This window comes from Neobacillus niacini, from assembly GCF_036961885.1.
Taxonomy (GTDB): domain Bacteria; phylum Bacillota; class Bacilli; order Bacillales; family Cytobacillaceae; genus Neobacillus; species Neobacillus niacini_H.
Genome location: NZ_JBALNQ010000010.1, coordinates 195,872 through 222,576 on the forward strand (window position 1 = coordinate 195,872; position 26,705 = coordinate 222,576).

General features: G+C 38.5%; 28 protein-coding genes and 1 other annotated feature. Of the genes, 1 reads left to right on the plus strand and 27 read right to left on the minus strand.

What is annotated here, in order from left to right; translation table 11 throughout:
- Positions 1–202: 202 nt before the first annotated feature.
- The 21 genes from rpoD to rpsU form a co-directional block, all read right to left on the minus strand.
- Positions 203–1,330 (minus strand): RNA polymerase sigma factor RpoD, encoded by a 1,128-nt coding sequence (rpoD, locus tag V7124_RS06215; protein WP_335408962.1) that lies wholly within the window; start codon positions 1,328–1,330, stop codon positions 203–205.
- A 42-nt stretch (positions 1,331–1,372) separates the two neighbouring features.
- Entirely contained in the window at positions 1,373–3,181 is a 1,809-nt protein-coding gene (dnaG, locus tag V7124_RS06220; protein ID WP_335487142.1) for a DNA primase, read from the minus strand.
- A 79-nt stretch (positions 3,182–3,260) separates the two neighbouring features.
- Positions 3,261–3,407, minus strand: coding sequence for a DUF188 domain-containing protein (locus tag V7124_RS06225; protein ID WP_335487145.1), 147 nt, complete (start codon positions 3,405–3,407; stop codon positions 3,261–3,263).
- A gap of 360 nt (positions 3,408–3,767) precedes the next feature.
- Positions 3,768–4,577 carry a pyruvate, water dikinase regulatory protein gene (locus V7124_RS06230; RefSeq protein WP_420489486.1) on the minus strand — a complete coding sequence of 270 codons (810 nt, stop codon included), beginning with the start codon at positions 4,575–4,577 and terminating at the stop codon, positions 3,768–3,770.
- 65 nt (positions 4,578–4,642) lie between these two features.
- Entirely contained in the window at positions 4,643–5,293 is a 651-nt protein-coding gene (locus V7124_RS06235; RefSeq protein ID WP_335408956.1) for a helix-turn-helix transcriptional regulator, read from the minus strand.
- Positions 5,294–5,330: 37 nt separating this feature from the next.
- Entirely contained in the window at positions 5,331–6,713 is a 1,383-nt protein-coding gene (locus V7124_RS06240) for a glycine--tRNA ligase (RefSeq protein WP_335487148.1), read from the minus strand.
- Positions 6,714–6,769: 56 nt separating this feature from the next.
- Positions 6,770–6,951: a binding site (T-box leader), on the minus strand.
- A gap of 51 nt (positions 6,952–7,002) precedes the next feature.
- The gene (gene recO / locus V7124_RS06245; protein WP_335487150.1) at positions 7,003–7,755 is read right to left on the minus strand and encodes a DNA repair protein RecO; all 753 of its coding nucleotides are present in this window, start codon (positions 7,753–7,755) and stop codon (positions 7,003–7,005) included.
- A 31-nt stretch (positions 7,756–7,786) separates the two neighbouring features.
- Positions 7,787–7,930, minus strand: a complete 144-nt coding sequence (locus V7124_RS06250; protein ID WP_075686228.1) for a YqzL family protein — start codon at positions 7,928–7,930, stop codon at positions 7,787–7,789.
- Positions 7,931–8,087: 157 nt separating this feature from the next.
- Positions 8,088–9,008 (minus strand): GTPase Era, encoded by a 921-nt coding sequence (gene era, locus V7124_RS06255; RefSeq protein WP_335408950.1) that lies wholly within the window; start codon positions 9,006–9,008, stop codon positions 8,088–8,090.
- Positions 8,998–9,399, minus strand: a complete 402-nt coding sequence (locus tag V7124_RS06260; protein WP_335408949.1) for a cytidine deaminase — start codon at positions 9,397–9,399, stop codon at positions 8,998–9,000. Before V7124_RS06260 ends, era begins: the two co-directional genes overlap by 11 nt.
- A 194-nt stretch (positions 9,400–9,593) precedes the next feature.
- Positions 9,594–9,974: a diacylglycerol kinase family protein gene (locus V7124_RS06265; protein WP_335487153.1), complete on the minus strand. Its 381-nt coding sequence runs from the start codon at positions 9,972–9,974 to the stop codon at positions 9,594–9,596.
- Positions 9,958–10,431 (minus strand): rRNA maturation RNase YbeY, encoded by a 474-nt coding sequence (gene ybeY, locus V7124_RS06270; protein WP_335408945.1) that lies wholly within the window; start codon positions 10,429–10,431, stop codon positions 9,958–9,960. Before ybeY ends, V7124_RS06265 begins: the two co-directional genes overlap by 17 nt.
- A complete protein-coding gene (locus V7124_RS06275; protein ID WP_335408943.1) occupies positions 10,428–12,596 on the minus strand; it encodes an HD family phosphohydrolase in 2,169 nt (722 codons plus the stop codon). Before V7124_RS06275 ends, ybeY begins: the two co-directional genes overlap by 4 nt.
- A 170-nt stretch (positions 12,597–12,766) precedes the next feature.
- On the minus strand, positions 12,767–13,735 hold the full coding sequence (locus V7124_RS06280) for a PhoH family protein (protein ID WP_335408941.1): 969 nt from the start codon (positions 13,733–13,735) through the stop codon (positions 12,767–12,769).
- Entirely contained in the window at positions 13,732–14,919 is a 1,188-nt protein-coding gene (gene yqfD, locus V7124_RS06285) for a sporulation protein YqfD (protein ID WP_335487156.1), read from the minus strand. Before yqfD ends, V7124_RS06280 begins: the two co-directional genes overlap by 4 nt.
- Positions 14,916–15,218, minus strand: a complete 303-nt coding sequence (yqfC, locus tag V7124_RS06290) for a sporulation protein YqfC (RefSeq protein WP_335408937.1) — start codon at positions 15,216–15,218, stop codon at positions 14,916–14,918. Before yqfC ends, yqfD begins: the two co-directional genes overlap by 4 nt.
- 95 nt (positions 15,219–15,313) lie before the next feature.
- Positions 15,314–15,733 carry a hypothetical protein gene (locus V7124_RS06295; RefSeq protein ID WP_335408934.1) on the minus strand — a complete coding sequence of 140 codons (420 nt, stop codon included), beginning with the start codon at positions 15,731–15,733 and terminating at the stop codon, positions 15,314–15,316.
- 19 nt (positions 15,734–15,752) lie between these two features.
- Positions 15,753–16,718 (minus strand): flotillin-like protein FloA, encoded by a 966-nt coding sequence (gene floA / locus V7124_RS06300; RefSeq protein ID WP_420490510.1) that lies wholly within the window; start codon positions 16,716–16,718, stop codon positions 15,753–15,755.
- Positions 16,719–16,771: 53 nt separating this feature from the next.
- Positions 16,772–17,404: an NfeD family protein gene (locus tag V7124_RS06305; RefSeq protein ID WP_335408932.1), complete on the minus strand. Its 633-nt coding sequence runs from the start codon at positions 17,402–17,404 to the stop codon at positions 16,772–16,774.
- 114 nt (positions 17,405–17,518) lie between these two features.
- Entirely contained in the window at positions 17,519–17,965 is a 447-nt protein-coding gene (locus V7124_RS06310; protein WP_335408930.1) for a GatB/YqeY domain-containing protein, read from the minus strand.
- A 15-nt stretch (positions 17,966–17,980) separates the two neighbouring features.
- Positions 17,981–18,154, minus strand: coding sequence for a 30S ribosomal protein S21 (gene rpsU, locus V7124_RS06315; RefSeq protein WP_075686208.1), 174 nt, complete (start codon positions 18,152–18,154; stop codon positions 17,981–17,983).
- Positions 18,155–18,364: 210 nt separating this feature from the next.
- On the opposite strand from rpsU, the gene V7124_RS06320 reads away from it, so the two are divergent.
- Positions 18,365–19,294, plus strand: coding sequence for a Na/Pi symporter (locus tag V7124_RS06320; RefSeq protein ID WP_335408926.1), 930 nt, complete (start codon positions 18,365–18,367; stop codon positions 19,292–19,294).
- Between the two features lie 21 nt (positions 19,295–19,315).
- On the opposite strand, the gene deoC is transcribed toward V7124_RS06320, so the two are convergent.
- The 6 genes from deoC to dnaK form a co-directional block, all read right to left on the minus strand.
- Positions 19,316–19,990, minus strand: a complete 675-nt coding sequence (gene deoC / locus V7124_RS06325; protein WP_335408924.1) for a deoxyribose-phosphate aldolase — start codon at positions 19,988–19,990, stop codon at positions 19,316–19,318.
- Between the two features lie 80 nt (positions 19,991–20,070).
- Complete coding sequence (mtaB, locus tag V7124_RS06330; RefSeq protein WP_335487159.1) at positions 20,071–21,429, minus strand: tRNA (N(6)-L-threonylcarbamoyladenosine(37)-C(2))-methylthiotransferase MtaB; 1,359 nt, start codon at positions 21,427–21,429, stop codon at positions 20,071–20,073.
- A gap of 5 nt (positions 21,430–21,434) precedes the next feature.
- A complete protein-coding gene (locus V7124_RS06335) occupies positions 21,435–22,187 on the minus strand; it encodes a 16S rRNA (uracil(1498)-N(3))-methyltransferase (RefSeq protein WP_335487162.1) in 753 nt (250 codons plus the stop codon).
- Between the two features lie 211 nt (positions 22,188–22,398).
- Positions 22,399–23,340: a 50S ribosomal protein L11 methyltransferase gene (gene prmA, locus V7124_RS06340; RefSeq protein ID WP_335408919.1), complete on the minus strand. Its 942-nt coding sequence runs from the start codon at positions 23,338–23,340 to the stop codon at positions 22,399–22,401.
- 17 nt (positions 23,341–23,357) lie between these two features.
- Positions 23,358–24,488: a molecular chaperone DnaJ gene (gene dnaJ, locus V7124_RS06345; protein ID WP_335408917.1), complete on the minus strand. Its 1,131-nt coding sequence runs from the start codon at positions 24,486–24,488 to the stop codon at positions 23,358–23,360.
- Between the two features lie 383 nt (positions 24,489–24,871).
- Positions 24,872–26,701 (minus strand): molecular chaperone DnaK, encoded by a 1,830-nt coding sequence (gene dnaK / locus V7124_RS06350; protein ID WP_335487165.1) that lies wholly within the window; start codon positions 26,699–26,701, stop codon positions 24,872–24,874.
- Positions 26,702–26,705: the final 4 nt, after the last annotated feature.

Below are 26,705 nucleotides of genomic sequence, written 5' to 3' on the forward strand. Positions count from 1 at the left end.
GGTCTCACTCAGCTCGTTCTTCCCGCAGGACATTGAATAAGCTTCCGTGAATTATCACCGCACGAAGGAAATGCGATAGCATTTTCGAGGAGTTATGAGCGCCTTCCGCTCAAAGAACAGGTTTTAGAATCATTCTTTAACGTAGCCATTCTAAAAAAAATAGTTTACTCCTTTTTCAAGAAGTAAACTATCTGTAATTTTTTTATTCTAAGAAGTCTTTTAGGCGCTTACTACGACTTGGATGGCGTAATTTCCTAAGTGCCTTTGCTTCAATTTGTCTGATACGTTCACGGGTAACACCGAAAACTTTTCCAACCTCTTCTAGAGTACGGGTACGTCCATCATCCAAACCAAAACGTAAACGAAGTACATTTTCTTCTCGGTCTGTTAATGTATCAAGTACATCTTCAAGCTGTTCTTTTAATAATTCGTAAGCAGCATGCTCTGAAGGAGAGGTGGCATCTTGGTCTTCAATGAAATCACCCAAGTGTGAATCATCCTCTTCACCTATAGGAGTTTCAAGTGAGACAGGCTCTTGAGCAATTTTTAAGATTTCTCTAACCTTATCAGGTGTTAAATCCATATCTTCTCCAATTTCTTCTGGAGTTGGTTCGCGGCCAAGGTCCTGAAGTAATTGTCTTTGTACACGGATAAGTTTATTAATGGTTTCGACCATATGAACAGGAATTCGAATGGTCCTAGCCTGGTCTGCAATGGCTCTCGTGATCGCTTGACGTATCCACCAAGTTGCATACGTACTAAATTTAAAGCCTTTGCGATAATCAAATTTTTCAACTGCTTTTATGAGTCCCATATTGCCTTCTTGAATAAGGTCAAGAAATAGCATACCGCGTCCAACATAGCGCTTCGCAATACTAACAACTAAGCGAAGGTTTGCTTCAGCAAGGCGTCGTTTCGCTTCTTCGTCGCCTCCCTCAATACGGTTTGCAAGCTTAATCTCATCTTCCGCAGAAAGTAAATTTACGCGGCCTATTTCTTTTAAGTACATACGAACAGGATCGTTTATCTTAACACCAGGAGGAACGCTAAGGTCATTTAAATCAAACTCATCGTCGTCACCTTTTGCTAATTGCTTAGGGTTTGGATCTTCCTCATCACTTTCTCCTACTAATTCGATACCTTGATCACCTAAAAATTCAAGAAATTCATCCATTTGTTCGGATTCTAACTCAAAATTTGCCATTCTTTCCGCAATATCATCGTAGGCAAGGACGCCGGTTTTCTTTCCCAGTACCGTTAACTGGTCTTTTACTTGTTCGAAGGTCAATTCATTCTCGGCCTCTTTTGAACGGGCTGATTTTTCAGCCATATGTCCCCCTCCTTCCAGAATCAAAGACATTAAAAATGGAATCTATAGCGATTTACGCAATTGATTGATTTCAGTAGCAATTGCAGCTGCTTTCCCATAATCACTTTGCCGCTCTGCTTCTTTCAGTTCCACTTCTTTTTCTTTTATCTTTAACATTTTTTGATAATTCAACACCTGTTTGATATAATCAGTTAATTCTTGATTTGTTAATTCCTCATTCACTGACATCATTTCAATGTCAGCGATGATCCTTCGAAGATTTTCATCTTGAATATAAGTTAAAAATGCACTAGAATCTGGATTCATATGTTCTTCGTAGAAACCAATAAGATAAGTTATTATTGCTTGATGTTCATCCGTGTTAAACGTGTTACCCTGCAATAAATCTTGAACCTTATAGGCTATATCCCGATTTCTTAACATATGAGCAATTAATCGCCTTTCAGCCGTAAAATGTGCCTTAGGTAATTTCTTATCCTGTTTTACAATTACACGAGGCTGATTGACTAACGGAGTTTGCCCGTTTGATTTTCTTTTTTCAGTAAAGAAAATTTGTTTTAACTGTTGCTGTAAAGCCTCTAAAGAAATGGAAAACTCTGACGCGAGCTGTCGCAAATAATGATCTTTTTCAACAGCTTTTGTCAATTTACTTATTTCTTTAAGTATTGTTTCGATATAGGCAAGCCGTTCTCCTTCAATTTGAAGTTTTTTTCCTCTCCGGAAGTAAAGAAATTTAAATCCCATCCAGGTTAGGCTTGCACCAATGACCTCATTACGAAACTTTTCTGGACCATTTTTTTTAATATAATCATCTGGATCAAGTCCATCAGACATCATAGCAACTTTAATCGTACAACCAGCGTCAATGAGCATATTACCAGCTCGAAAAGCAGCTTCAATTCCTGCTTTATCTGAATCATAACAAATCGTGATGGACTGGGTATTCTGCTTGATAATGTTAATATGCTCATCGGTCAAGGAAGTACCCATTGTAGCAATGCCATTTTCCACACCAGACTTGTCAGCAGCAATGACATCCGCAAATCCCTCAAAAAGAATGGCTTGCTGCAATTTTCGAATACTTGGTTTGGCCAAATGAAAATTATATAAAATTTTACTTTTATTAAAGATTGCTGTTTCGGGACTATTTAAATATTTGGGCTCATCCGCCCCTAATGATCTCCCAGAAAAAGCAATCGTATTTCCATTGCGGTCGAAAATCGGAAACATAATTCGATCTCTAAATCGATCAAAATATGTCCCATCCCTTTCTCTTTTGATAATCAGTCCGGCTTTTTCCATCAATTCAGGAGAAAAATCTCTTTTGGTAAGAAATTTGTTTACAAAATCCCATGAATTTAATGAATAACCAATTTGAAATTTATCAATCGATTCTCGGGTAAATCCTCTCTGCAGCAAATACTCGAGAGCATGTTGACCGTCCTTTGTATTTACCAATAAGTGATGGTAAAATTTTTGCAAAAGCTCATGCGCGTCCAGCATAGACTGAATTTCTGGAGAAACACTTTTCCCCTTCCCATTTACGGAGAGGTTTACTTGTAAGTCAATATCAGCCTTTTCAGCTAATTTAACAGCAGCTTCTAAAAAGGTAACACCCTCTAGCTCCATTAAAAATGAAAAAACATTTCCTCCCGCACCACAACCGAAGCAATGGTATATTTGTTTATCGGTTGAAACGGAAAAGGATGGGGAGTTTTCTCCATGGAAAGGACATAATCCGAAGTAATTTCGCCCTTGTTTCTTCAGTTGAACATATTCGCTAATTAATTCAACAATATCAACAGACTGGCGAATTTGATTGATTTTTTCTTCGGCAATCCGTTCTGCCATGAAAACATCTCCATTTGTACTTATTCTCCAAAAGAAATCTAAATTCCTGCATATTTCGACAAAATTTTTAAAAGTTACTTCACAAATTCTGTTCGATCATCAGTATAGCAAGTCCAATATCCTGCTTAACAGTAATATCCCCCTTTGCAGTATGATACATGATGAATAAGTCCGTAGCTTCTTCTCTGGAATCAATATTTCCATGGTGTTTATGTATTGTTTCCATGGTGATAATAAAGAAGCAATAAAAAGAAGCACTTTCACGGGAAATGTTAAAGCTATTTCGACAATTTCCTCTTTCACCGGGCATGAACCTGCATCGACAAAAATAGTTGGAATCCCTTTTGTATTAGTACTAATTCTACATTACTCCGTATATTCCTTCTTTAAGAAGCTAACTTTTTATTGTCGAATTTTTTTCTGTAGGTTTCCTTGACATCTAACAATAAATAGTTTATTCGTATCCATGCAAGTCTAAACCTAAAAGATTCATTTTTATCACAATTTTTTATTATAGTACATTTTTTTGTACTTTTCCACACTTTTCTATCATTCATTGAAAAACACATAATCTTAAGATTATGTGCTACTGACTTCTTTTATGAACGTAATTTAAAATTACATTTGCTGTTTCTTCGACAGCCTTATTGGTTACCTCAATAACAGGACAATTAATTCTATTTACTATTTTTTCAAAGAAGGTTAATTCATCACGAATTCTTTCTATATTTGCATAGCTCGCCTGATCATTTAGGCCTAAGGAGATTAAGCGTTCCCGTCGAATATTATTTAGTTTTTGCGGGCTGATTTTCAGTCCAAAACACTTCTCTGGTGGAACTTTGTACAATTCCTCTGGAGGGTCCACTTCTGGAACGAGTGGTACATTGGCAACTTTTAAACGTTTTAAAGCAAGATATTGCGATAACGGAGTTTTAGATGTCCGAGATACCCCAATTAAGACAATATCCGCTTTTAATATTCCTCTTGGGTCACGGCCATCATCATATTTAACTGCAAACTCAATGGCCTCCACTTTTTTAAAATATTCTTCATCCAGTTTTCTTACCAGTCCAGGTTCACACAGCGGAGTTTTCCCGGTAAAGATTTGGATTTGATCCATAATTGGGCCCATTAAGTCAACAGCATGAATGCCTGCTTCGTCTGCTTTCGCCTTTATATACACACGCATTTCTGGCTTTACTAGAGTAAAAGCAATCATTGCATGGTCCATCGCAACCAGCGAAATGACTTCATCAATATGCTCCATATCCTCTACATAGGGAAATCTTTTCAACGTCATTCCTGATCCGTTAAACTGGCTGATTGCCGCTTTTGTAACTAATTCAGCTGTTTCCCCCACTGAATCAGATACAACATATATGACAGGAGTAATCATCATTCTTCCTCAACAGCTCCTCTGGAATACTTTTTAATTGATATCTACGTCCATTGTTATGCTAGTTACTCATCGTTCCCCAAGGCAACGAAGGCCTTTGTAATATTCGTTTTGGTAATTCTTCCAACTACCTCAAAGCCCTTTTCTGATGGTTTTACTACAGGTAAAGCATCGATTTGCTTTTCAATTAATAATTTCGCCACATCAATCAAAGTGTCGTCCATTTCACACGTGGTAATATTTGGCATTCTCGTCATAATGATGTTGATTGGAAGTGCTGTCAGCTCTTGTTTACCTATACTCGCCCTTAGCAGATCCTTTCTTGATAATACACCTACTAATAAAGAGTTTTGGTCTACAACAAATAATGTACCCACATCCTCAAGGAACATTGTACAAATTGCATCGTATGCCGAAACATTTTCCTTCACGATGACAGGAATAGAGTTATAATCTCTCACAAAAATTTTTTGAAGATTTTCAGTCAGAAGCTGATTGCCTGATTTACCTGTATAAAAATATCCAACACGGGGTCGTGCATCTAGATAGCCAGCCATTGTTAGAATCGATAAATCTGGTCTTAATGTTGCTCTCGTTAAGTTTAGTTGTTCTGCAATGTTCTCCCCTGTAATCGGTCCATTTTCCTTTACAATCTGAACGATATGTTCTTGGCGTTTGGTCAGTTCTATTTTTCTCACCACCCTATTGGGATCCATTATGTAGAGGTGCGGTTTTGAACCGCACCATCAGAAGTTAAAACATAAGCTTTTCTTGTATAAATGTAACTAGGTCTGCAATTGGTACCCGGGTTTGTTCCATGGTGTCGCGATGTCTAATTGTGACCATGTTATCTTCTTTTGAATCAAAATCAAAGGTGATACAGAATGGCGTACCAATTTCATCATGCCTGCGGTAGCGTTTTCCAATTGAACCTGCTTCATCATAGTCGACGGAAAAATGCTTTGCTAGTGTTTCAAAGACTTCTTTAGCTTCATCAGAAAGTTTTTTAGACAATGGAAGCACTGCTGCTTTAAATGGTGCCAGGGCAGGATGAAAATGCATAACAGTTCTAGATGTTCCATCTTCAAGCTGTTCTTCATCATAAGCATCGATCAAAAATGCTAATGTTACCCGGTCCGCACCTAGTGAAGGCTCGATACAGAATGGAACATACCTTTCGTTCGTTTCTGGGTCGATATAATTGAAATCTTCACCTGAGAATTGCATGTGCTGCTTCAAATCATAATCTGTCCTTGAAGCTACACCCCAAAGCTCTCCCCAACCAAATGGAAACTTATATTCAAAGTCTGTAGTTGCATTACTATAGTGAGAAAGTTCATCGTCTGAATGGTCACGAAGTCTTAAATTTTCTTTATTTAACCCCAATGAGTGAAGCCATTGTTCAGCAAAATTCTTCCAATAGTCAAACCATGTTAACTCTTCACCAGGCTTGCAAAAGAACTCAAGCTCCATTTGCTCAAACTCTCGAGTGCGGAATGTGAAGTTTCCAGGAGTAATCTCATTTCGGAAACTTTTTCCTATTTGGGCAATCCCAAAAGGCAATTTCTTTCTCATTGTACGCTGGACATTTTTAAAATTCACAAAGATCCCTTGTGCCGTTTCAGGACGAAGGAATATTTCATTCGCACTAGACTCTGTTACCCCTTGGAAGGTCTTAAACATTAAATTAAATTGGCGAATATTCGTAAAATCATGACTACCACAGTCAGGGCAGGCAATATTATGTTCCTTGACAAGTTCCTCCATTTTATCAAAAGGAAGTCCGTCAACCACCATTTCCATTCCTTTTTCATCAAGCGCATTTTCAATTAACTTATCCGCACGATGTCTTGCCTTACAGTTTTTACAATCCATCATCGGGTCATTGAAGTTGCCGATATGTCCTGAAGCCTCCCATGTTCTTGGGTTCATCAATATGCTTGCATCTAATCCGACATTGTATGGAGATTCTTGCACAAACTTTTTCCACCATGCTTGTTTAATATTGTTTTTAAATTCGACTCCTAGTGGTCCGTAATCCCATGTATTTGCAAGTCCTCCATAGATTTCAGACCCCGGAAAAATAAAACCTCTATGTTTCGCGTGAGAAACAATTTGCTCCATTGATACTTTCATTTTCATTACTCCTCCTTAATAAACTAAAAAACTCCCGTCACTATGCTTATAAAAAGCATAGGGACGAGAGTTACCCGCGGTTCCACCCTAATTGCTGCTGTAAAAGCAGCCTCTTTTATGTGTTATACACAAGATTTGCTCAAGAACGCCTTCCTTAGGTCCCAATATCCTAGCTCACACCACCCTAGGTTCGCTTTTATTAAGATTGCTAAGTACTCTTTTCTCTCATTGCAACTATTCATTATTAAAACAAATGATATCGAAATCTATACTAAAAGTCAATAAACCACTATAATTGATTTCGAAATTTTTCCATCGATTGAAGAAATTTTTTGGACTTAAGATAAAGACCCGAATATTCCTCGTAATAGGCAGAAATGATTTCTTTTAATTCATTCTTTGTTTCCTGCTTAACTGAGATGTTTCCTAATCTTGAAAGATCAAAAAAATAAAATAATCGTAATAATTTTACAGATGATGGCGATAATTTAAAATGGTATGGATCCTTCTCCAAACAGCGGTGACATATAAACCCGCCTTCCCGTATGGAAAAAGAAAAAAGTCCGTCTGTGCTGCCGCAAACGGAACATTGATTTAAAATTGGATGTAAACCCAATACAGTCAACATTTTCATTTCATAGATATTCATAAGAATGTCTGGATCATATCCTTCATTCAAATAATTAAGGGTTTGGAAGAGAAGTTCGAAATGAAATGGGTTTGGTTTTTTATCATCTGTAGATTTATCTGTTAATTCAATAATATAACTGGCATAAGCAGTAAGAAATATATCTTCACCAATAGCTCGAAAGCTAGTAATCATTTCTCCCTGTTGAACAGTTCCTAATCCAGTTCCTCTTTGAACTAGAAAGTAACCGTGTGTAAATAGCTGGGTTATCGAGGAAAGTCGGCTGATAGGCTTTTTTGCTCCTCTTGCCATTACACCTATCTTTCCCCATTCCCTTGTATACAGGGTAATAATTTTATTGGTTTCACCATAATCTGTAGTTCTAATGACGATGCCTTCACATTTTTGAAGCATAGTTGTCACCATCCCGATACATTAGACAAACTTATGAAACGGGAAAATCCATTTGCGCTAGATCTTCATTCTGATTTCCGGGTATTTCTTGGTTTTCCTTCTCAAGCTCTTTAAAGAGAAGATATGTGTCAATATTGCCTGTCTGGAGGAATACTTTCCACGTAAAATCCATCATCGAAAACCCCACCTTTCATGATTTAGACTAGCCTTTATAAGAATCCCAAACCTTACAATTATCATAGCCTGCCTACGCAAAATTCATAAGACGAAAATATTGTTAATTTGTTCGTGCATAATTTTACAAGACTTTAAATATTTTAGGATGTGTAGTATCAATATTCATCTTCATTGAAGCCAAAATCGCGAAGCTGGGACATTTTATTACGCCAATCCTTTTGAACTTTAACCCAAAGCTCTAAGAAAACCTTCGATCCTAAAAGATTCTCAATATCCACGCGGGCACGTTTTCCAATTTCTTTGAGCATACTTCCTTGTTTCCCAATAATGATACCTTTTTGAGAGTCCCGCTCGACTATAACTGTTGCCATTACATGAATGATATCCTTACCTCCATGTTGACGTTCCATCTTATCAAGAACAACAGCAAGGGAATGAGGAATTTCTTCACGTGTTAAGTGTAATGCTTTTTCTCGGATTAATTCTGTGATAATAAATCTTTCTGGGTGATCGGTTACCTGATCTGCCGGATAATACTGAGGGCCTTCAGGCAAATAAACTTTAATTTGTTCAAGTAAACGTTCCACATTATTTCCTTCAAGTGCTGAAATAGGAACAATTTCTTTAAATGAATACTTTTCTTTATAGGATTCAATTAGTGGCAGTAAGTCATCTGGGTGTATTTGATCAATTTTATTGATAACAAGGAAGATAGGTGTGTTGACGGTTTCAAACTTTTCAAGAATAAATTCTTCCCCACGTCCAAACCCTTCCTCAGCATTTACCATAAATAGGATTAAATCAACTTCTTTTAATGTGTTTTGTGCCACCTTCATCATAAAGTCGCCTAGTTTATGCTTTGGCTTATGAATCCCTGGTGTATCTATAAAAACCATTTGGGTATCGTCTAACGTTAATACACCCTGAATTTTATTACGAGTTGTCTGAGGTTTATCGCTCATAATAGCAATTTTCTGACCTATAACTCGGTTAAGGAATGTAGACTTTCCTACATTTGGACGACCGATAATTGAAATAAAACCTGATTTGTACCCTTTATTTTCATTACTTAGCATCTAAATCCTCCGAAGAAAACGCACCTGGAAGTAATTCAGCTACGGTAATTTCATGAACATCACCTTTAAGGTTCGTTAATATGACCTTCATATCCTGTGGACAAAGCTCTGAGATTACCTGCCTGCAGGCTCCACATGGTGAGCATGGTCGATCTGTATCCGCAACAACTGCTAATACTTTAAAATCTCGATCACCCTGTGCATAGGCGCTAAACAATGCAGTACGTTCAGCACAATTGCACATGCTATAAGCTGCATTCTCAATATTACATCCATGATATAATTTTCCATCTGATGTTAAAACGGCCGCCCCTACTGCAAACTTTGAATATGGGACATACGCTTTTTCTCTTGCTTTCTTTGATTCTTCAATTAATTTCTCGATGTTCAAACTTCAATCTTCCCTTCCAGCAGTTATCTGCCGCTGTCTTTATTTTACCCTAAAATTGTCACAAAATCATCACTTGTAGCGAAAAAGTAATATGAAAATTTGAATTTTCCAAAAAGTCAGCCGATTTACCCATTCCACTTCAAGTCTGTTAATTATTGTACCGAATACGCTTTTTCTTTTCAAATCCCACCAACCTAAAGTCTTAGGCCTCTAAGTACATAGGGTAAAAATATGATAATCCCAATCACTACCACAGTGATTGCATAAATAAAAACTGCACCAGCTGCGATATCTTTTGCCTGTTTAGCAAGCGGATGATACTCCTTTGTAATCAAATCGACTACACGCTCGATGGCAGTGTTGATTAGTTCTAATGAAAAGATTCCCCCTATGGCAAAAATAACAAATAACCATTCCAATTGACTTATTGAAAAGAACAGCGCACACCCAATGACCAATAAAGAAACTAGAAAATGGATACGCATATTTCTTTCTGACCAAAGAGCTGTCTTTATACCTGTTATAGCAAAAGAAAAAGATTTCCATAAACGTACAGGTTTATCTCGTGAGTCCATAATTATCTAAAATTTCCTTTTGTCGAGTAAACATTTTTTCTTCCTCTGCCTTCTCTAAATGGTCATAACCTAAAAGGTGGAGAAAACCATGGACGGACAAAAAGCCAAGTTCACGAATGAATGAATGTCCATACTCCTTTGCCTGTTCTTCTGCCTTAGGAATCGATATAATGATATCCCCTAATACCCTAGGAATCTCGGCACCAATTAACTCTATTTCACCTTCTCCAAGTTCTTCCATTGCAAATGAAATGACATCAGTAGGGGCATCTTTATCTCTGTATTCACGGTTAATTTCGTGAATTCTTTCATTCGATACGAAGGTAACAGATACTTCACTATTTTCATCAACACCTTCTTTTTCGGCAGCAAAATTTAACAGTTTTTCAATTTCTTCTAAATCCTCTTTCGGCAATAGATTGGTTTCATCGACTAAATCAATCATCAACTTGTTCATACTTGAATCACCTTCTTTGTCATGTCTGGATATTCTATTCTAGAGTGGAAGATTCCCTTTAATGTTTCACAAAAGGAATGTGTTACTATTTCCAACTCTTTTAATGTTAAGTCACATTCGTTTAACTGCCCATCCTGAAGCCTGTCTGTTACAATCTTCTTAACAAGCGATTCAATTGTTTCAGGGGTAGGCTGGCTTAGGGACCTAACGGCAGCCTCCACACTATCGGCAATGCCAATGATGGCTGATTCTTTTGTCTGTGCCTTTGGTCCAGGATAACGATAATCCTCTTCCAGCACATTTTCTCCACTTTGCATCGCCTTATGATAAAAGAATTTCAATAAGGTTGTTCCATGATGCTGTTCGGCAATTTGGATGATCTCCTTTGGCATGTTGTACTTTTTTAAAATATCAGACCCATCTGATACATGTGAAAGGATAATACTTGCACTTTTATCAGGCGGCAATCGGTCATGCGGATTATCAAGATGCATTTGGTTTTCAATGAAAAAGTTTGGCCGTTTCGTTTTACCAATATCATGATAATAACACCCTACCCTTGCTATTAGCCCATTTGCACCGATTGCTTCACAAGCAGCATCAGCTAAATTGGCAACCATCACACTATGATGGTAGGTTCCTGGTGCTTCCATTAAGATTTTTCTAAGCAGTGGATGATTGGGATTAGAAAGCTCAATCAACTTCATTGTTGATAGAATACCAAAGCTCGTTTCAAGAAGTGGTAATAGTCCCATTGTCAGCACCGCGGAACCAATTCCTGAAATAATCCCTGTTACTATATAATAACCATATTCCAATCCTGAAAATTGTCCATTAGGTAAAAACATTAGTGCCCAAATGGTAAAAAGATTAACTATAGCCGCAAAAGAACCAGCTTGAAGGATTTTTGAACGTTGATTCTGCTCACTTAAAAATAATACACCAGCAAGGCCGCTAAACAAAATGTAAATTCCCACTGAAAAATTAAGTGTGCCAGAAACTCCTTCATTAAACAACACACTTCCAAAGATTGAAAAGATGATTGATGAAAGAATGGCAAGTTTCTCATCAATTAATATTTTGATTAACATCCCGCCCATAGCAGCGGGGAATAAATAGCCTATGCCCGAATAATTAAAAATTTGCAGCATACTAATAATTTTCAAAATAAAAAACGTCAAGATAAAGACGATTCCAAACAAAAGTAGATGTGTCTGCCGCTTTTCGTGCTGCTCCTTCATCTGATAAAAATGATAATAGATGGAAGACAGGATAATCATAATTAGGATCATCAAACCAATAAACGGCTTATACGATTGTTTGTTATCCAAAAGACCTACTAGCCCTAACTGGCGAAATTCTTCCTGCCTAACTAATTTGCCCTCTTCAATAATAATTTGTCCTTGGAGGATTTTCACAGGCTCAACAGATTGTGCTGCTTGTTTACGCAGCTCTTCCGTTGCTTCTGGATCATAGAACTCATTTTGAATAACCGCGTATCTGCCTAATTCAATTGCTGCATTCTTTAAGTCGCCATTCAAAGTAGTAAATTTTAATTCTTCTTCCAAACTTTTTTTTGCATTTTCCACGTCATCTGCGGAAATTCGTTTATTCATTACATGGTTAATCGCTGTTACGGTTAAGTCTTTTGCAATGGATAATTCATCGTTGCTTGCTTGTACAAGTGCAGTAAACACCCGCTCTGAAAGATCCTTTATCACTCTATCTGTTAGTTTTCCTTTAAGTAAGGTTACTTTATCTTCAACTGTTGGTTCGATCAAAGGTAAAGGGGCTTCATCATTCACATTCTGATTTTTTGCTTCATCTTTAATTTCATCATTTACCTCTGAGGCTGCATCAAAAATGGATGTAATTAAATCAACCTGGTTAGAGGAATATTCTTTTTTTAATGTATAAACGTCCTGAACTTGATCCAATGCTTCTTGACGTTTTTTTTCAGTATGTATTTTATCCTCTACAGTTGCCGGTGACCTGATGGTTTTCTCTGCGACCGTTAACAGACTAATATCGAGTTTCTCTGGCTTCACGTTCCCATACAAAGAGGTAAATAAAATCACTCCTAGAATAACAAAAAGTGACACTCTGAAGAAGGTATAGTCAAGAAGCTTTTTTATTTGTATTAAGTAATCCTGGATTTTTTTCAACTCTCTACCCCCAAAAACACCTAAAATCACCATATCCTTGTTACTAAATCAGCCATATGTAAAATGATAACAGTTTTCCTGCGAATTTTCACCTTCTATTCAAATAAGTACTTTTTTTACAGAAAAAGGGATAAACCGTTGATCGGTTTATCCCTGAATTTTTTTATGCTTTAATTTTGAATGGGTTTCTTTTCATACGCCTCAATGATTCTGCCAACCAGCGGATGACGTACAACATCACTTTGCTCTAAGAAAACAAAGGAGATTCCATTAACACCTAATAAGATTTTTTCCGCAGCTATTAGTCCTGATTTGGCACCCTTTGGTAAATCAATTTGTGTTTGATCACCCGTAATAACCATTTTTGAACCAAAGCCTAGACGTGTTAAGAACATCTTCATTTGTGCATGAGTCGTATTTTGAGCCTCATCTAGTATCACAAAGGCATCGTCCAACGTCCGCCCTCTCATGTACGCTAACGGGGCAATTTCAATAGTTCCACGCTCAATCAACCTTTGGGTATGCTCTGCCCCTAAAATGTCATTCAGGGCGTCGTATAATGGTCGTAAATAGGGATCAACCTTCTCTTTTAAATCACCAGGCAAAAATCCAAGGCTTTCTCCAGCTTCAACTGCAGGTCTTGTAAGGATGATTTTATTTACCTTTCCATTTTTCAACGCATTGACCGCCATTACAACGGCTAAATAGGTTTTTCCTGTTCCAGCTGGTCCAATACCAAAAACGAGGTCATTTTGTCTTATCGCCATTACATATTGCCGTTGACCGAGCGTTTTTATACGTATTGACTTTCCTTTAACATTTTTTGCGATTTCCTCATCATAGAGATTGTCAAAGTAATCAAGTGTTCCTTTTTGCGCCATTTGGATGGCAGACAAGACATCCCTTTGGCTAATAGTAACACCCTTTCTAATGATAAAAATAAGCTTATCCAGGATTTGACTGGCAAGGTCAACTCTTTCTTCGTCGCCAGATAACCCGACCGATTCACCTCTTGTTACAATGGAAACTTCAAGTTCTTCTTCGATTATTTTTAAATTAGAATCAGCATTCCCTAGGAGGGCAATTGCTTCTGATGGATTTTCTAGCTGTACATTAATGGTTTTTAGCTTTACTGTCATTCAGGAGTCTCCTTGGGTATTGGTTGTCCAACCGCAATATTTTCGATAATCTTAAAGTGAATATCTAGGATAACTTTATCATCTTTCAACTCTTTGTGTAAAATTTTTTCATCTTTAATGATAGCTTCTTCATCCATCCCAGTTTTTATTTTATTTTTTGCTAATTCAACAGCGATTTTTTCTGCTTCCTCTTTCGTATACGTGCGGGTCGTTTCTTCACGAGCTCTTAATGTTTCATTCCCAATCGAAATGGGCAGTTCCCATTTAAGAAACTTGATTTTTTTCAGATTGATTTCCGATTCATATTCCTTGAACTCCGGTTGGCCAAATCCCCATATTGGAATTACTAAACTTCCTATGACGAGAGTATGTTTACGCTTTTCTTTACCGTTGAACACAAAGAAATTCGTTTTTAATGGCAGCTCAACATGGCTTCTATACCACGTTTCCCCCCAAACTTCTCCGACTGCAGCGACCTGCTGTCCTTCTCTTCCAATAATGCCAGATACAAGGACTTGTCCGGCTTCCACATGGTCATGAATATCGACCATTTTCTGTCCAGTTTCAACGTACATGTTAGCAATAATAGCCTTTTTCTTCGCTACAAGATTTCTCGGTGCTAATTGTTCAGGCTTTTCAGGCTCTTTCTTTTCAACCACTTGAAGTTGATAGGTTGTCCCCTTTAACTCCACACCCACCCAAGTGAGGTTACCAACATTATTTGTTAATTTCCTTTGGATCCCCTCAACGTTATCCACAAAAAATTGAATTTTTCCTATTTTTACCCCCAGCTTGTCTAATTCTTTGCGAATCTGATACTCGGTTGCAGGCTTTGCTCCTTTAATTTCGATCCCCCAAATGACATTTGATAACAAGAGAATGATCATTAAGAATAAAAGTGCTCCAACAGCAAACCCGCTATTTTTTAATAATCGTTTAAATAAAAAAGGCATCCCTGCCCTTTTTAAAAACGAAATGGAGCAATCTCTGTCTCTTGCATAGTGCCTAATTTTCAATGCATCTTTCAACCTCATTGTAAAAGTAATGGTTTCCGTTCCATGTCGCTTTACATTCCATACCATCAGTCCGTTTCGGATTAAGACATTTAGGAATCTTTCTATACCTCGCCCCGATACTTTTACGGTTACTCTTCCAGATAAAAATTCGATCCATTGGTTTTTCATTTTGTTCCTCCTGGATTTTCATTTATATAAAGGACCTGATCAATTTTCCCCTCAAGCAAAATTTCTTCAGGTAATATAGTCTTAATCACGAAAGACTTCCCTTTTATTTGCAATTGCCCCTGTTTTAACAAGAGACGCAATTCTCTATCGGTAAAGGTAATCAAACCTCTATGATTCTCAATGTAAATATGAATTTGCCCTATCATCGTAATCCGGGGTAAATCCATCATGACATCTTGAGGAAGATCCATTTTTTGTGCCATCCAGTTCCGGACACGCTGGCCCCATTTTTTTGCCATAAAAAAAGAACCCCCTTTCACCTCATATTATGAAATGAAAGGGGGTTCTAGCACATATTTTTCTATTTATGGAGAGAGATACAAAAAATTTACCATTACCTATTTTTTGTAGTATATGGTCTTTTAGCCCGTGGTTCTCCAAGGATTTCCGCCCATATAATCCCATTAATAATGGTTTTGGCATCTGGTTTTTCGAATTGAGTATCAACCGTTTCAACTTCTATTCTCGATGACACCTCAGGCTTTGCAGGCACTAAAGGCATCCTTGGGGAAACGGAATTGAGTTGTTGATCATCTACACCTATATCATCGAACTTCTCCTCAACTGGCTGTCCCATAGAGATTGATCCTGTCTTTCTCGGATATCTCCCAATTTGTTGGTCCACCATTGTCCGGAAGTCATCAAGGCCTTTTGGGGCAAAAGGTTTCGTTCTGCCTGAAGTACTTTTACCCTTTGATTTTCCGAAGATTGTTGAAAGAATTCCGGCGATGATTAAAAATAATATTGTTTCCATGCCCCGACCTCCTTAGATATTACTGGTCGTCTTTTTTATCACCGGTCATTTTTCCGATAGATCCGCGCATATCTGTATCGGCCGAAATATTTTTATAATTCATATATTCCATAACACTGATATTTCCAGATTTTAATGCTTCTGCCATAGCCAGTGGCACCTCTGCCTCTGCCTCGACAACCTTCGCTCTCATTTCCTCGACTCTAGCCTTCATTTCCTGCTCTGTAGCGACAGCCATCGCTCTGCGCTCTTCTGCTTTTGCTTGGGCAATTTTCTTATCGGCTTCCGCTTGCTCTGTTTGAAGCTCAGCGCCAATGTTCCGGCCTAAATCAACATCAGCAATATCAATGGATAGAATTTCAAAAGCGGTACCAGAATCTAATCCCTTAGCTAAGACTGTTTGAGAAATCAGTTCTGGACTTTCAAGTACTTTACTATGGTCGACTGAAGAACCAATCGTCGAAATGACGCCTTCACCTACACGAGCTACCACAGTATCTTCACCCGCACCACCGACTAGGCGGTCGATATTAGCACGTACGGTAATCCTCGCTTTTGCTTTAACTTCAATCCCGTTCATGGCAACACCTGCAATAAACGGAGTTTCAATTACTTTAGGGTTAACACTCATTTGTACTGCTTCTAATACATCACGTCCTGCCAAATCAATCGCAGCACAGCGTTCAAACGATAACTCAATGTTAGCTCGATGGGCTGCAATTAATGCATTTACAACTCTATCGACGTTTCCTCCTGCAAGATAATGACTTTCAAGCTGGTTCGTGGTTACATTTATTCCAGCCTTATGTGCTTTAATCAGCGGATTAACTACCCTGCTCGGTGTAACCCGTCTAAGTCTCATCCCTACTAATGTAAAGATACTAATTTTAACTCCTGCAGCAAGAGCAGAAATCCATAGCATTACTGGAACAAATGATAATAATATTCCTAAAAAAATAATTGCAACAACAACAATCCCTATCATAAAAAGACTTGCGCTCGTCAATTCCACAGCCTTTACCTCCTTGTAATAACTAACTATATTTTCCTAACAACGATACGTACTCCTTCAACCTTGATGACCGAAATCTTTGTATTTTGATCGATGAAATCGCCTTCGGTTACAACATCGAGTCTTTCATTATTGATTACCGCTGTTCCAGATGGCCTTAATACTGTCAATGCAATACCTTCTTTCCCCAATAAATCTGTACGATTTACATTAGACACATAGCCATCCTCTTTTTTAGCGGTATCAAACAGAATCATTCGATTAAATAAGACCATTTTTTTGCCTAATACCTTTATCATAAGGAATAATAAGGCAACGGAAATGCAAATAGAAATGAAAATAGAGATTCCAATACTCAAAGGATTTTCTCCTGCCAAAAAGAGACTGGCAATCAATGCGGCTAATCCCAGTGTGCCCGATATGGCTCCTGGAAGGAAAAATTCCAAGAAAATGAGCAAAATCCCAATCGCAAATAATGCAATCGTTCCAAAACCAGCAAGACCAGCTTGAAAATGTCCATAAAAGAAAAGAAGTAATGCAAATAAACCGATGAATCCCGATACTCCAAACCTTGATGAAAAAAGCTCGTAAACGATAGCTGCCCCTGCAATGGTAAGTAACAATGTTACCACAATGGGATTTGTAAGAAATTCAATCATATTAACCCTCCCTTCATGCCGACAACTGTAATACGTTCCAAGTCATATTAAGATTCAATTTACATAAAATTAAAAACCGCAAGCACCAGCTTGCGGTTTTGGTTGTCAGAATAATTATGAAAGGTGTTGTTGTACGTATTTATTAACAAGTGAACCATCTGCTTTACCCTTTACTTTAGGCATAATCGCAGCCATCACTTTTCCCATATCCGCTTTTGATCTTGCACCGACTTCAGAGATTGTTTCGTTAACAATTTCTGACAACTCTTCTTCGGAAAGCTGCTTCGGTAAATACAGTTCGACGATAGCCAATTCTGCACGCAATTTATCAACAAGGTCTTGACGACCTGCTTTATCAAATTCATGGAGGGATTCTTTGCGTTGCTTAACTTCGCGAGAAAGGATTGTTAACTCTACATCTTCGGAAAGATCTTTTGTTCCAAGCTTAATCGCTTCATTTTGCAATGAAGCTTTTACCATCCGAATCGTTGTGAGTTTGTCTTTTTCCTTATTTTTCATCGCTTGTTTCATGTCAGTATTTAAACGCTCGAGAAGACTCATAAATTACACCCTCTCTTAGAACTTACGTTTTCTTGCTGCTTCAGACTTTTTCTTACGCTTTACACTCGGCTTTTCGTAGAATTCGCGCTTTCTTGCCTCTTGCAAAGTACCAGTTTTTGATACTGTACGTTTGAAGCGACGAAGAGCATCTTCAAGCGATTCGTTTTTCTTAACGACGGTTTTAGACATTCTCTTTCCCTCCCTCCGAAACACAACACACTTACATTCAATCCATGTACCTTGTAATTATAATATAACCTGTAAACAAGGTCAACTGTATTTCTTGACTTGAAACAAGCTTTTAAAATTTTTATTCATCACCCATATTTTTTTGAACTTCCCCATAAATCTAGCATGTCCTCCTCCTACAGACATACAATTAAAGGAGAGGTGAAAGACATGCTATACCTAGTATTATTTATTTTATTTATACTTTTATTTATCTTTGGCATGACCATTATTAGGTTTGGATTATTTAATTTATCGGGGAATAAACTTAAGGGATGGCTAACCAAACTTACGAGTACACCACTTAAAGGGATGTTGACAGGAACGTTTGTCACTGCACTATTACAGAGCAGTTCGGCTGTAATGGTGATCACGATTGGATTAATTTCGGCAAAGATTATGACTTTCCCTCAATCTATCGGGATCATTCTAGGTACAAATATCGGAACAACCTTTAAAACGGAGTTAATTACATTCGACCTTGATAAAGTTTTGATGCCATTAGCAATTATTGGTGCACTACTAACCTTCTTTAAACCTATAAAGGTAAGAAGCATTGGAATGGTCATCTTTGGAATCGCCTCAGTCTTTACAGCCATGAAAGGTTTTGAGCTTCTAGCTAAGCCGCTTACTGCACTTCCATTTATCAATAATTTTATCCTATCCATAAACGATAATATTTTATTAAGTATTCTAACAGGTGCTGTTATTACTGCTATTATTCAATCGAGTACCGCTATGACTGGGATCACGATGGGTTTTTTAACTGCAGGTCTCCTCCATCTTGATGCAGGGATTGCCATCGTTTTTGGAGCCAATATTGGAACATGTATAACAGCCTTGATTGCTTCAATAGGAGGCGGAAAGGAATCAAGATTGGCCGCATTTGCACACGTTTGGCTCAATGTAGCTGGCGTTTTACTTTTTACTCCGTTTATTCCGGCGTTATCTGAGAATGCACATCTATTAGCGGATGAAAAAATGATTCAATTAGCACATATTAGTGTCATATTTAATGTGGTTTCATCAATAATGGTGTTGCCGTTTGCCACGAAATTTGGTGAAATGATACTAAGAGTGCATGGTGGGAAAGCAAAATAGAAGACGGCCGAGGCCGTCTTTCTAATAGTCTGTAGTTGCTGTTAAGCCTTGCAGGATCGCTACTCCGGCACTCGCACCAATTCTCGTTGCTCCTGCTTGAATCATTTTTTCTGTATCTTCTGTATTTCGGACTCCTCCGGAAGCTTTCACCCCAATATTCGGTCCTACCGTTTCCCTCATTAGCTTGATGTCTTCTACAGTAGCACCTCCTGTAGAGAAACCAGTGGAGGTTTTCACAAAGTCTGTACCTGCCTTTACCGCAAGCTCACAAGCACGAATTTTTTCTTCCCGCGTTAATAAGCTAGTTTCAATAATGACCTTTGTTAATGCTCTGCCTTTTGCAGCTTCAACAACCGCACGGATATCTTTTTCAACAAACTCATCATTTTGGTCCTTCAAAGCCCCGATGTTGATTACCATATCAACTTCATCGGCACCATTTTCAATCGCATTGTTTGTCTCAAATACCTTTGTTTCGGATGTTGTTGCACCTAATGGAAATCCGATAACAGTACAAACCTTCACGCCACTGCCACTTAATAATTCTCTAGCAGTACTTACCCAAGTAGGATTCACACAAACGGAAAAGAATTTATGTTCCTTTGCCTCCTGACAAAGAATTTCAATTTGTTTGCGGGTAGCATCCGCTTTTAAAAGCGTATGATCAATCATTGAAGCAATGTTTGTAATGGACATTCTATGACTCCTTTCAATTCTGGATCCTTCTAATAATAGATTACCCAAAAATCATAAAAAAAAGGACCAAAATAGGTCCTTTAAATGGCAGCTTCTTCTTCTGCAAATACATCTGATTTTACATGATCATCTTCAACAACACGAATGAATTGGCCATCATTGTATGGATAACCTGCTTTAGTAATCTTCACTTTAACAAGTTTCCCAATCATATCTTCTGTTGCAGGGAACACCACTTTTAAATAGTTGTCAGTATAACCAACATACATTCCTGTGCTAAACTCTTCTTCAGGAATAACTTCTAAAACATCATTTTCAAAACGAGAAGAATATTCCTTTGCTAATTGATCAGAAAGCGTAATTAAGCGGTGAACACGCTCATTCTTAACCTCTTCATCAACTTGGTCCTCCATACGGGCTGCAGGCGTGCCAGTACGCTTAGAATAAGGGAACACATGAAGCTCGGAGAATTTATGTTCCTTTATAAAATGATAGGTCTCCATAAATTCTTCTTCTGTCTCACCTGGAAAACCTACAATTACATCAGATGTAACGGCAAGTCCAGGAAGTACTTCTTTTAGACGGTCTAATCTTTCACCGAAGAATTCCATCGTATATTTTCGGCGCATTCTTTTTAAAACGGTATTAGAACCAGACTGAATCGGGATATGCAAATGACGTACAATAATATTTGAATGTTTGATTACTTCAATTACTTCATCTGTAATTTGGCTTGCCTCTATCGAAGAAATTCGTAGGCGTGCTAATCCTTTAACCTGGGCTTCTAAATCACGAAGCAACAAGGCTAAATTATAATCCTTCATATCCTCACCATAGCCACCTGTGTGAATGCCCGTTAATACAATTTCTTTATATCCTGCATCCACAAGCTGCTGTGCTTGGCGAATGACTTCCTTTGGATCACGAGATCTCATTAATCCACGTGCCCAAGGAATAATACAGAAAGTACAAAAATTGTTACAACCCTCTTGAATTTTTAACGACGCACGTGTTCGATCGGTAAAGGCCGGAACATCAAGCTCTTCGTAGACACGGTTTTTCATGATATTGCCGACACCATTAATCGGCTGGCGTTCTGTTTTATACTGTTCAATGTATTCAAGCATTTTTACCCGATCCTGGGTTCCAACTACAATATCAACACCAGGTATCGCCATAATCTCTGCAGGAGATGTTTGCGCGTAACATCCTGTTACACAAATAACAGCATCAGGATTTTTACGAACTGCACGTCGAATAACTTGGCGGCTTTTCTTATCCCCGGTATTGGTTACTGTGCATGTATTAATAATATAAACATCAGAAATGGATTCAAATTCAACTCGATCATAGCCTTCTTGCTTGAACAATTGCCAGATTGCTTCAGTCTCATAATGATTTACCTTACATCCTAGTGTATGAAAAGCGACTGTTGGCATTTTATTCATCTCCTCATTAATTCAAAATGGTAGGAAATCGCCGCTAGAGCATACAAGGGCGCTGTTTCCGTTCTTAAAATACGTGGTCCTAAACCGCACAGGGAAAAATCATTTTCCTGTAAAACTTGAACTTCTTCTTCCGCTAATCCGCCCTCGGGACCAAAGACGATAAAAAGTGATTCATCTTGTTTCATTTTTTGTAATGTTGCTGAGAAAATCGATGTTTCACCACTCCTGCTCTCATCCTCAAAAGCAGCTAATTTATAATGATAATCTTTGCTTTTTTCTATTAAAGCTTTTAAATTCATGGGCTGACTGATTTCAGGTACCATTCCACGGTGGGATTGTTCCGAAGCTTCTTTTGCGATCTTTTGCCATCTCTCAACTTTTTTGGCTGACTTTTTCTCATCCCATTTTACAACCGAACGGCGGGCAGAGAATGGAATGAATTCATGGGCACCAAGCTCTGTACCTTTTTGAATAATCCATTCAAGCTTGTCCCCCTTAGGTAGTCCACTTGCAATGGTAACGAAAATAGGAAGCTCAGATCTTTCATCTATCCATTGTACAACGTCTACAACGACATGTTCATCGGTAATTTTTGCAATTTCGCAGACAGCCGTGTTACCAGTAGGATCGACACAAATGATTTTGTCCCCAAGCTCCATGCGCATGACCTTTATCATGTGATGGCGGTCATCCTCATCAATCACAAAACTATTTTCATTTGTTCGTTGTTTAACAAAGTAGCGTTGCATTCGATGCACCCCTTCCTAGACGAAGAAAAAAGGGGCTTTATCCCCTTTTATTGATATAAAGTTATTAATTTCAACTTTGAGAATTGTCCAGCTTCAGCGCCTAGGGTCTCGGGGTCATAAGTCAATCCGTCAAGAAGGTAAATACCAACCTTCTTGACGGCTCGTCTTATGCCTGTCGCCCCTGTGCAAGGCGCTTACGCTTTTCTAATAATTATACCCTCTTAGCAATAATGGCAACCCAATCTTCCATTAAAATGGTTTCCGTGATTTCAAAACCGGATTGAATGAGGCCTTCTTTTACTTGATCTTTCTTCTGCTGAATAATTCCAGAAGCAATAAAAGATCCGCCAGGTTTAACAACACGTGCTACATCATCTGTAAATCGTAAAATAACCTCGGCGAGAATATTAGCAACGACAACATCAGCCGAATTTTCTTCTACACCATCTAAAAGATTATTTTGCGAGGTGGTTACTTTGTCATTTACTTTATTAAGCTTTATGTTGATTTTCGCTGAGGTTACAGCTACTTCATCTAAATCATAGGCACGGACATCCTCCGCCCCTAACATGGCAGCAGCAATACTAAGAACACCAGACCCTGTTCCAACATCGATTACCCTATCGCCTGGTCGTACTGATCTTTCTAGCGCTTGAATACACATTACCGTAGTCGGATGTGTTCCGGTTCCGAAAGCCATTCCAGGATCCAACTCAATAATTAATTCGTCACTGCTAACCGGAGTGTATATCTCCCAAGTAGGAACGATGGTAAACTTCTCTGAGATTTTAACAGGATGATAATATTTCTTCCATGCTGTTGCCCACTCTTCTTCGTTCACTTCACTAATGGTAACTTTATTTAATCCAATATCGATATTGTGAATGATAAGGTTATTTACTGATTCCTTTATCGCATCTACCGTTTCACCTAAAAAACTGTTAACAGGTAAATAGGCTTTAACGATAACACCTTCTTCAGGGTAATCATCTGGATTGAGTTGGTAGATTTCCCCGAATTGATCCTCCCTTTCCTTTGTTAGTTCAAAAGGATCCTCAATAACTACGCCACTTGCACCGGCCTCGTGTAAAATATGCGATATTGGTTCAATCGCTTCGTTTGTAGTGTGAATGCTAAGTTCAGACCACTTCATTCTACCAACTCCAATCCTTACTCGCCCTTAAAGGCTCGTTTTACTTTTGAGAAAAAGCCTTCTTCATGTTCACCAATTGGTGAGTTCCCACTAAGGTCTGCAAATTCCCGAAGAAGCTGCTTTTGTTTATCTGTTAATTTTGTAGGTGTAATAATGCGGACGATGATATGCTGATCGCCTACTCCATACCCACGAACATTTGGAATCCCTTTTCCTTTGAGTCGGAATTTTGTTCCGGTTTGCGTACCAGCAGGAACCTTAAGTTTCACTTTACCATGCAGAGTTGGCACCTCAATTTCAGCACCTAGTGATGCTTGAACAAAGGTGATTGGCATTTCACAATAAACATCATCGCCATCTCTTTCAAAAAACTCATGCTCTCTTACGTGGAAAACAATATATAAATCCCCAGATGGACCTCCATTAAATCCAGCCTCACCTTGTCCTGAAACCCTTAATTGTTGACCATCATCAATACCAGCAGGAATTTTCACATGGATTTTTTTGCGTTTTTTCACTTTTCCAGCGCCACCGCAGGTTGAACATTTGTGTTTAATTTCTTTACCTGTGCCATTACAGTGGTGACAGGCACGGCGATTGACGACTCTGCCAAATGGAGTATTTTGTTCAATATTTATTTGACCAGTTCCATGACAGTGCTGACAGGTTTCAGGCTTTGTTCCCTTTTTAGCTCCAGAACCACTACATGTACTGCACGTTTCTTCACGAGGAATTTCTATATCTGTTTCTTTTCCAAACGCTGCTTCCTCGAAGGAAATCGTCATCGTGTATTGCAGGTCTGCACCCTGTCTTGGAGCATTCGGATCACGCCGGCGCGATCCCCCGCCGCCGCCAAAGAAGGTATTAAAAATATCTTCAAAGCCACCAAAACCACCACCAAAATCGGAACCGCCACCAAAGCCTTGATTTGGATCAGTGTGACCAAATTGATCATAGTGTGCCTTTTTTTGTTCATCGCTTAAAACCTCATAAGCTTCAGCGATTTCTTTAAATTTATCTGCAGCATCAGCTTCTTTATTAATATCTGGATGATATTGTTTAGAGAGCTTTCGATATGCTTTTTTAATTTCATCCTTAGAAGCGCTCTTACTAACACCAAGCACCTCATAGTAATCTCGTTTACTCATGATTACCACTCCCGAATCTTTCACATAAAGATTATTTTAACATCTGTATAAAGGTGAATGCAACAAGAAAAGCGCAAGGCGCTTGCACATCGGCGACCAGCATAAGACGAGACGGCATGAAGGTTGCTCTTTAACCTTCTTGACGGATTGTCTGAAATGTGGAGGCGACTGCTCTGGGACGAAGGCATAAGACAAACCATGAAAGAAGGCGCTTTTTGCCTTCTTCAGGGGATGGCTTATGACTCGAGTCCCAAGGAGCCGCAACTAGACAAGCTTATGCCTCGAGCCGATAGCGCCTGGAGCTGGACATAAAAACACAATTAACAAAGAAAAAGCCAAAGTCGATGCTGACTTTGACTTTTTCGTAAGTTAGTAAGTCGTCTTTACTTGTCTTCCTTAATTTCTTCAAATTCAGCGTCGACTACATTATCATCTTTTGGAGCTGAACCGCCTTCTGGTCCTTGTGCACCTTGGGCCTGCTGTGCAGCTTGTTCATACAGTTTAACAGTTAACGCCTGCACAATTTCTTGTAACGCGTCTTTTTTAGCACGGATTTCTTCAAGCTCATTTTTCTCAATTGCTTCTTTTAACGCATCTTTAGCTTCATTGGCTTTTGCAACCTCATCAGCGTCAACTTTTCCTTCTAAATCTTTTAATGTTTTTTCGGTTGTAAACACTAGTTGGTCTGCTTCATTACGAAGTTCAACCTCTTCTTTACGTTGCTTGTCAGCTTCAGCATTTTCTTCTGCTTCTCTGACCATTTTTTGAATTTCTTCATCAGAAAGACCTGTAGAAGATTTGATTGTGATTTGTTGCTCTTTATTTGTTCCAAGATCTTTTGCTCGAACATTTACTATTCCGTTCTTATCAATATCAAAAGTTACTTCTACTTGCGGAATTCCACGTGGTGCTGGTGGAATATCTGATAATTGGAAACGGCCTAATGTTTTATTTAGGTTCGCCATTGGACGTTCCCCTTGAAGTACATGGATATCAACAGCTGTTTGGTTATCAGCAGCAGTAGAGAATACTTGAGATTTAGATGTTGGGATTGTTGTATTACGGTCAATTAACTTTGTGAATACTCCGCCCATTGTTTCAATTCCAAGTGATAGTGGTGTAACGTCAAGTAATACTACATCTTTAACATCACCTGTGATAACGCCACCTTGAATAGCCGCACCCATCGCTACTACTTCATCTGGGTTAACTCCACGGTGTGGCTCTTGACCAGTTGCCTTTTTGATTGCTTCTTGAACAGCAGGAATACGAGTTGACCCACCAACAAGAATAACCTTATCAAGCTGTGATGGTGAAAGACCAGCGTCACTTAATGCTTGACGAGTTGGTCCCATTGTACGTTCTACAAGATGAGCAGATAGCTCGTCAAATTTAGCACGTGTCATCGTTACTTCAAGGTGAAGTGGACCAGCTGCTCCAGCAGTGATAAACGGTAAGGAAATTTGTGTAGAAGTTACACCTGATAGATCCTTTTTCGCTTTTTCAGCTGCATCTTTTAAACGTTGTAATGCCATTTTATCTTTAGAAAGGTCAATACCATTTTCTTTTTTGAATTGTTCTACTAAGAAATCAATTATTACTTGGTCAAAATCATCACCGCCAAGACGATTGTCCCCTGCAGTTGATTTTACTTCAAATACTCCATCACCAAGTTCAAGAATCGATACGTCAAATGTACCGCCACCTAAGTCGTAAACAAGAACCGTTTGATCTTGGTCTGTTTTATCTAGTCCAAATGCAAGTGCTGCAGCAGTCGGCTCATTAATAATACGCTCAACTTCTAGACCAGCAATCCTGCCGGCATCCTTTGTTGCTTGACGTTCTGCATCATTGAAATAAGCTGGTACCGTAATAACCGCTTTCGTAACTGGCTCACCTAGATAATCTTCAGCATAAGATTTTAAATATTGAAGGATAATAGCTGACATTTCTTGTGGAGTATAGTTTTTACCCTCTGCTTCTACCTTGTAATCTGTTCCCATATGACGCTTAATGGACATGATGGTATTTGGGTTTGTAACAGCCTGACGCTTAGCCACTTCCCCTATTTGGCGTTCGCCATTTTTAAATGCGACAACAGATGGTGTTGTCCGGTTTCCTTCTGGATTTGGAATAACCTTTGGTTCGCCGCCTTCAAGAACAGCAACGCATGAGTTTGTTGTACCAAGGTCAATACCGATAATTTTACTCATAGCC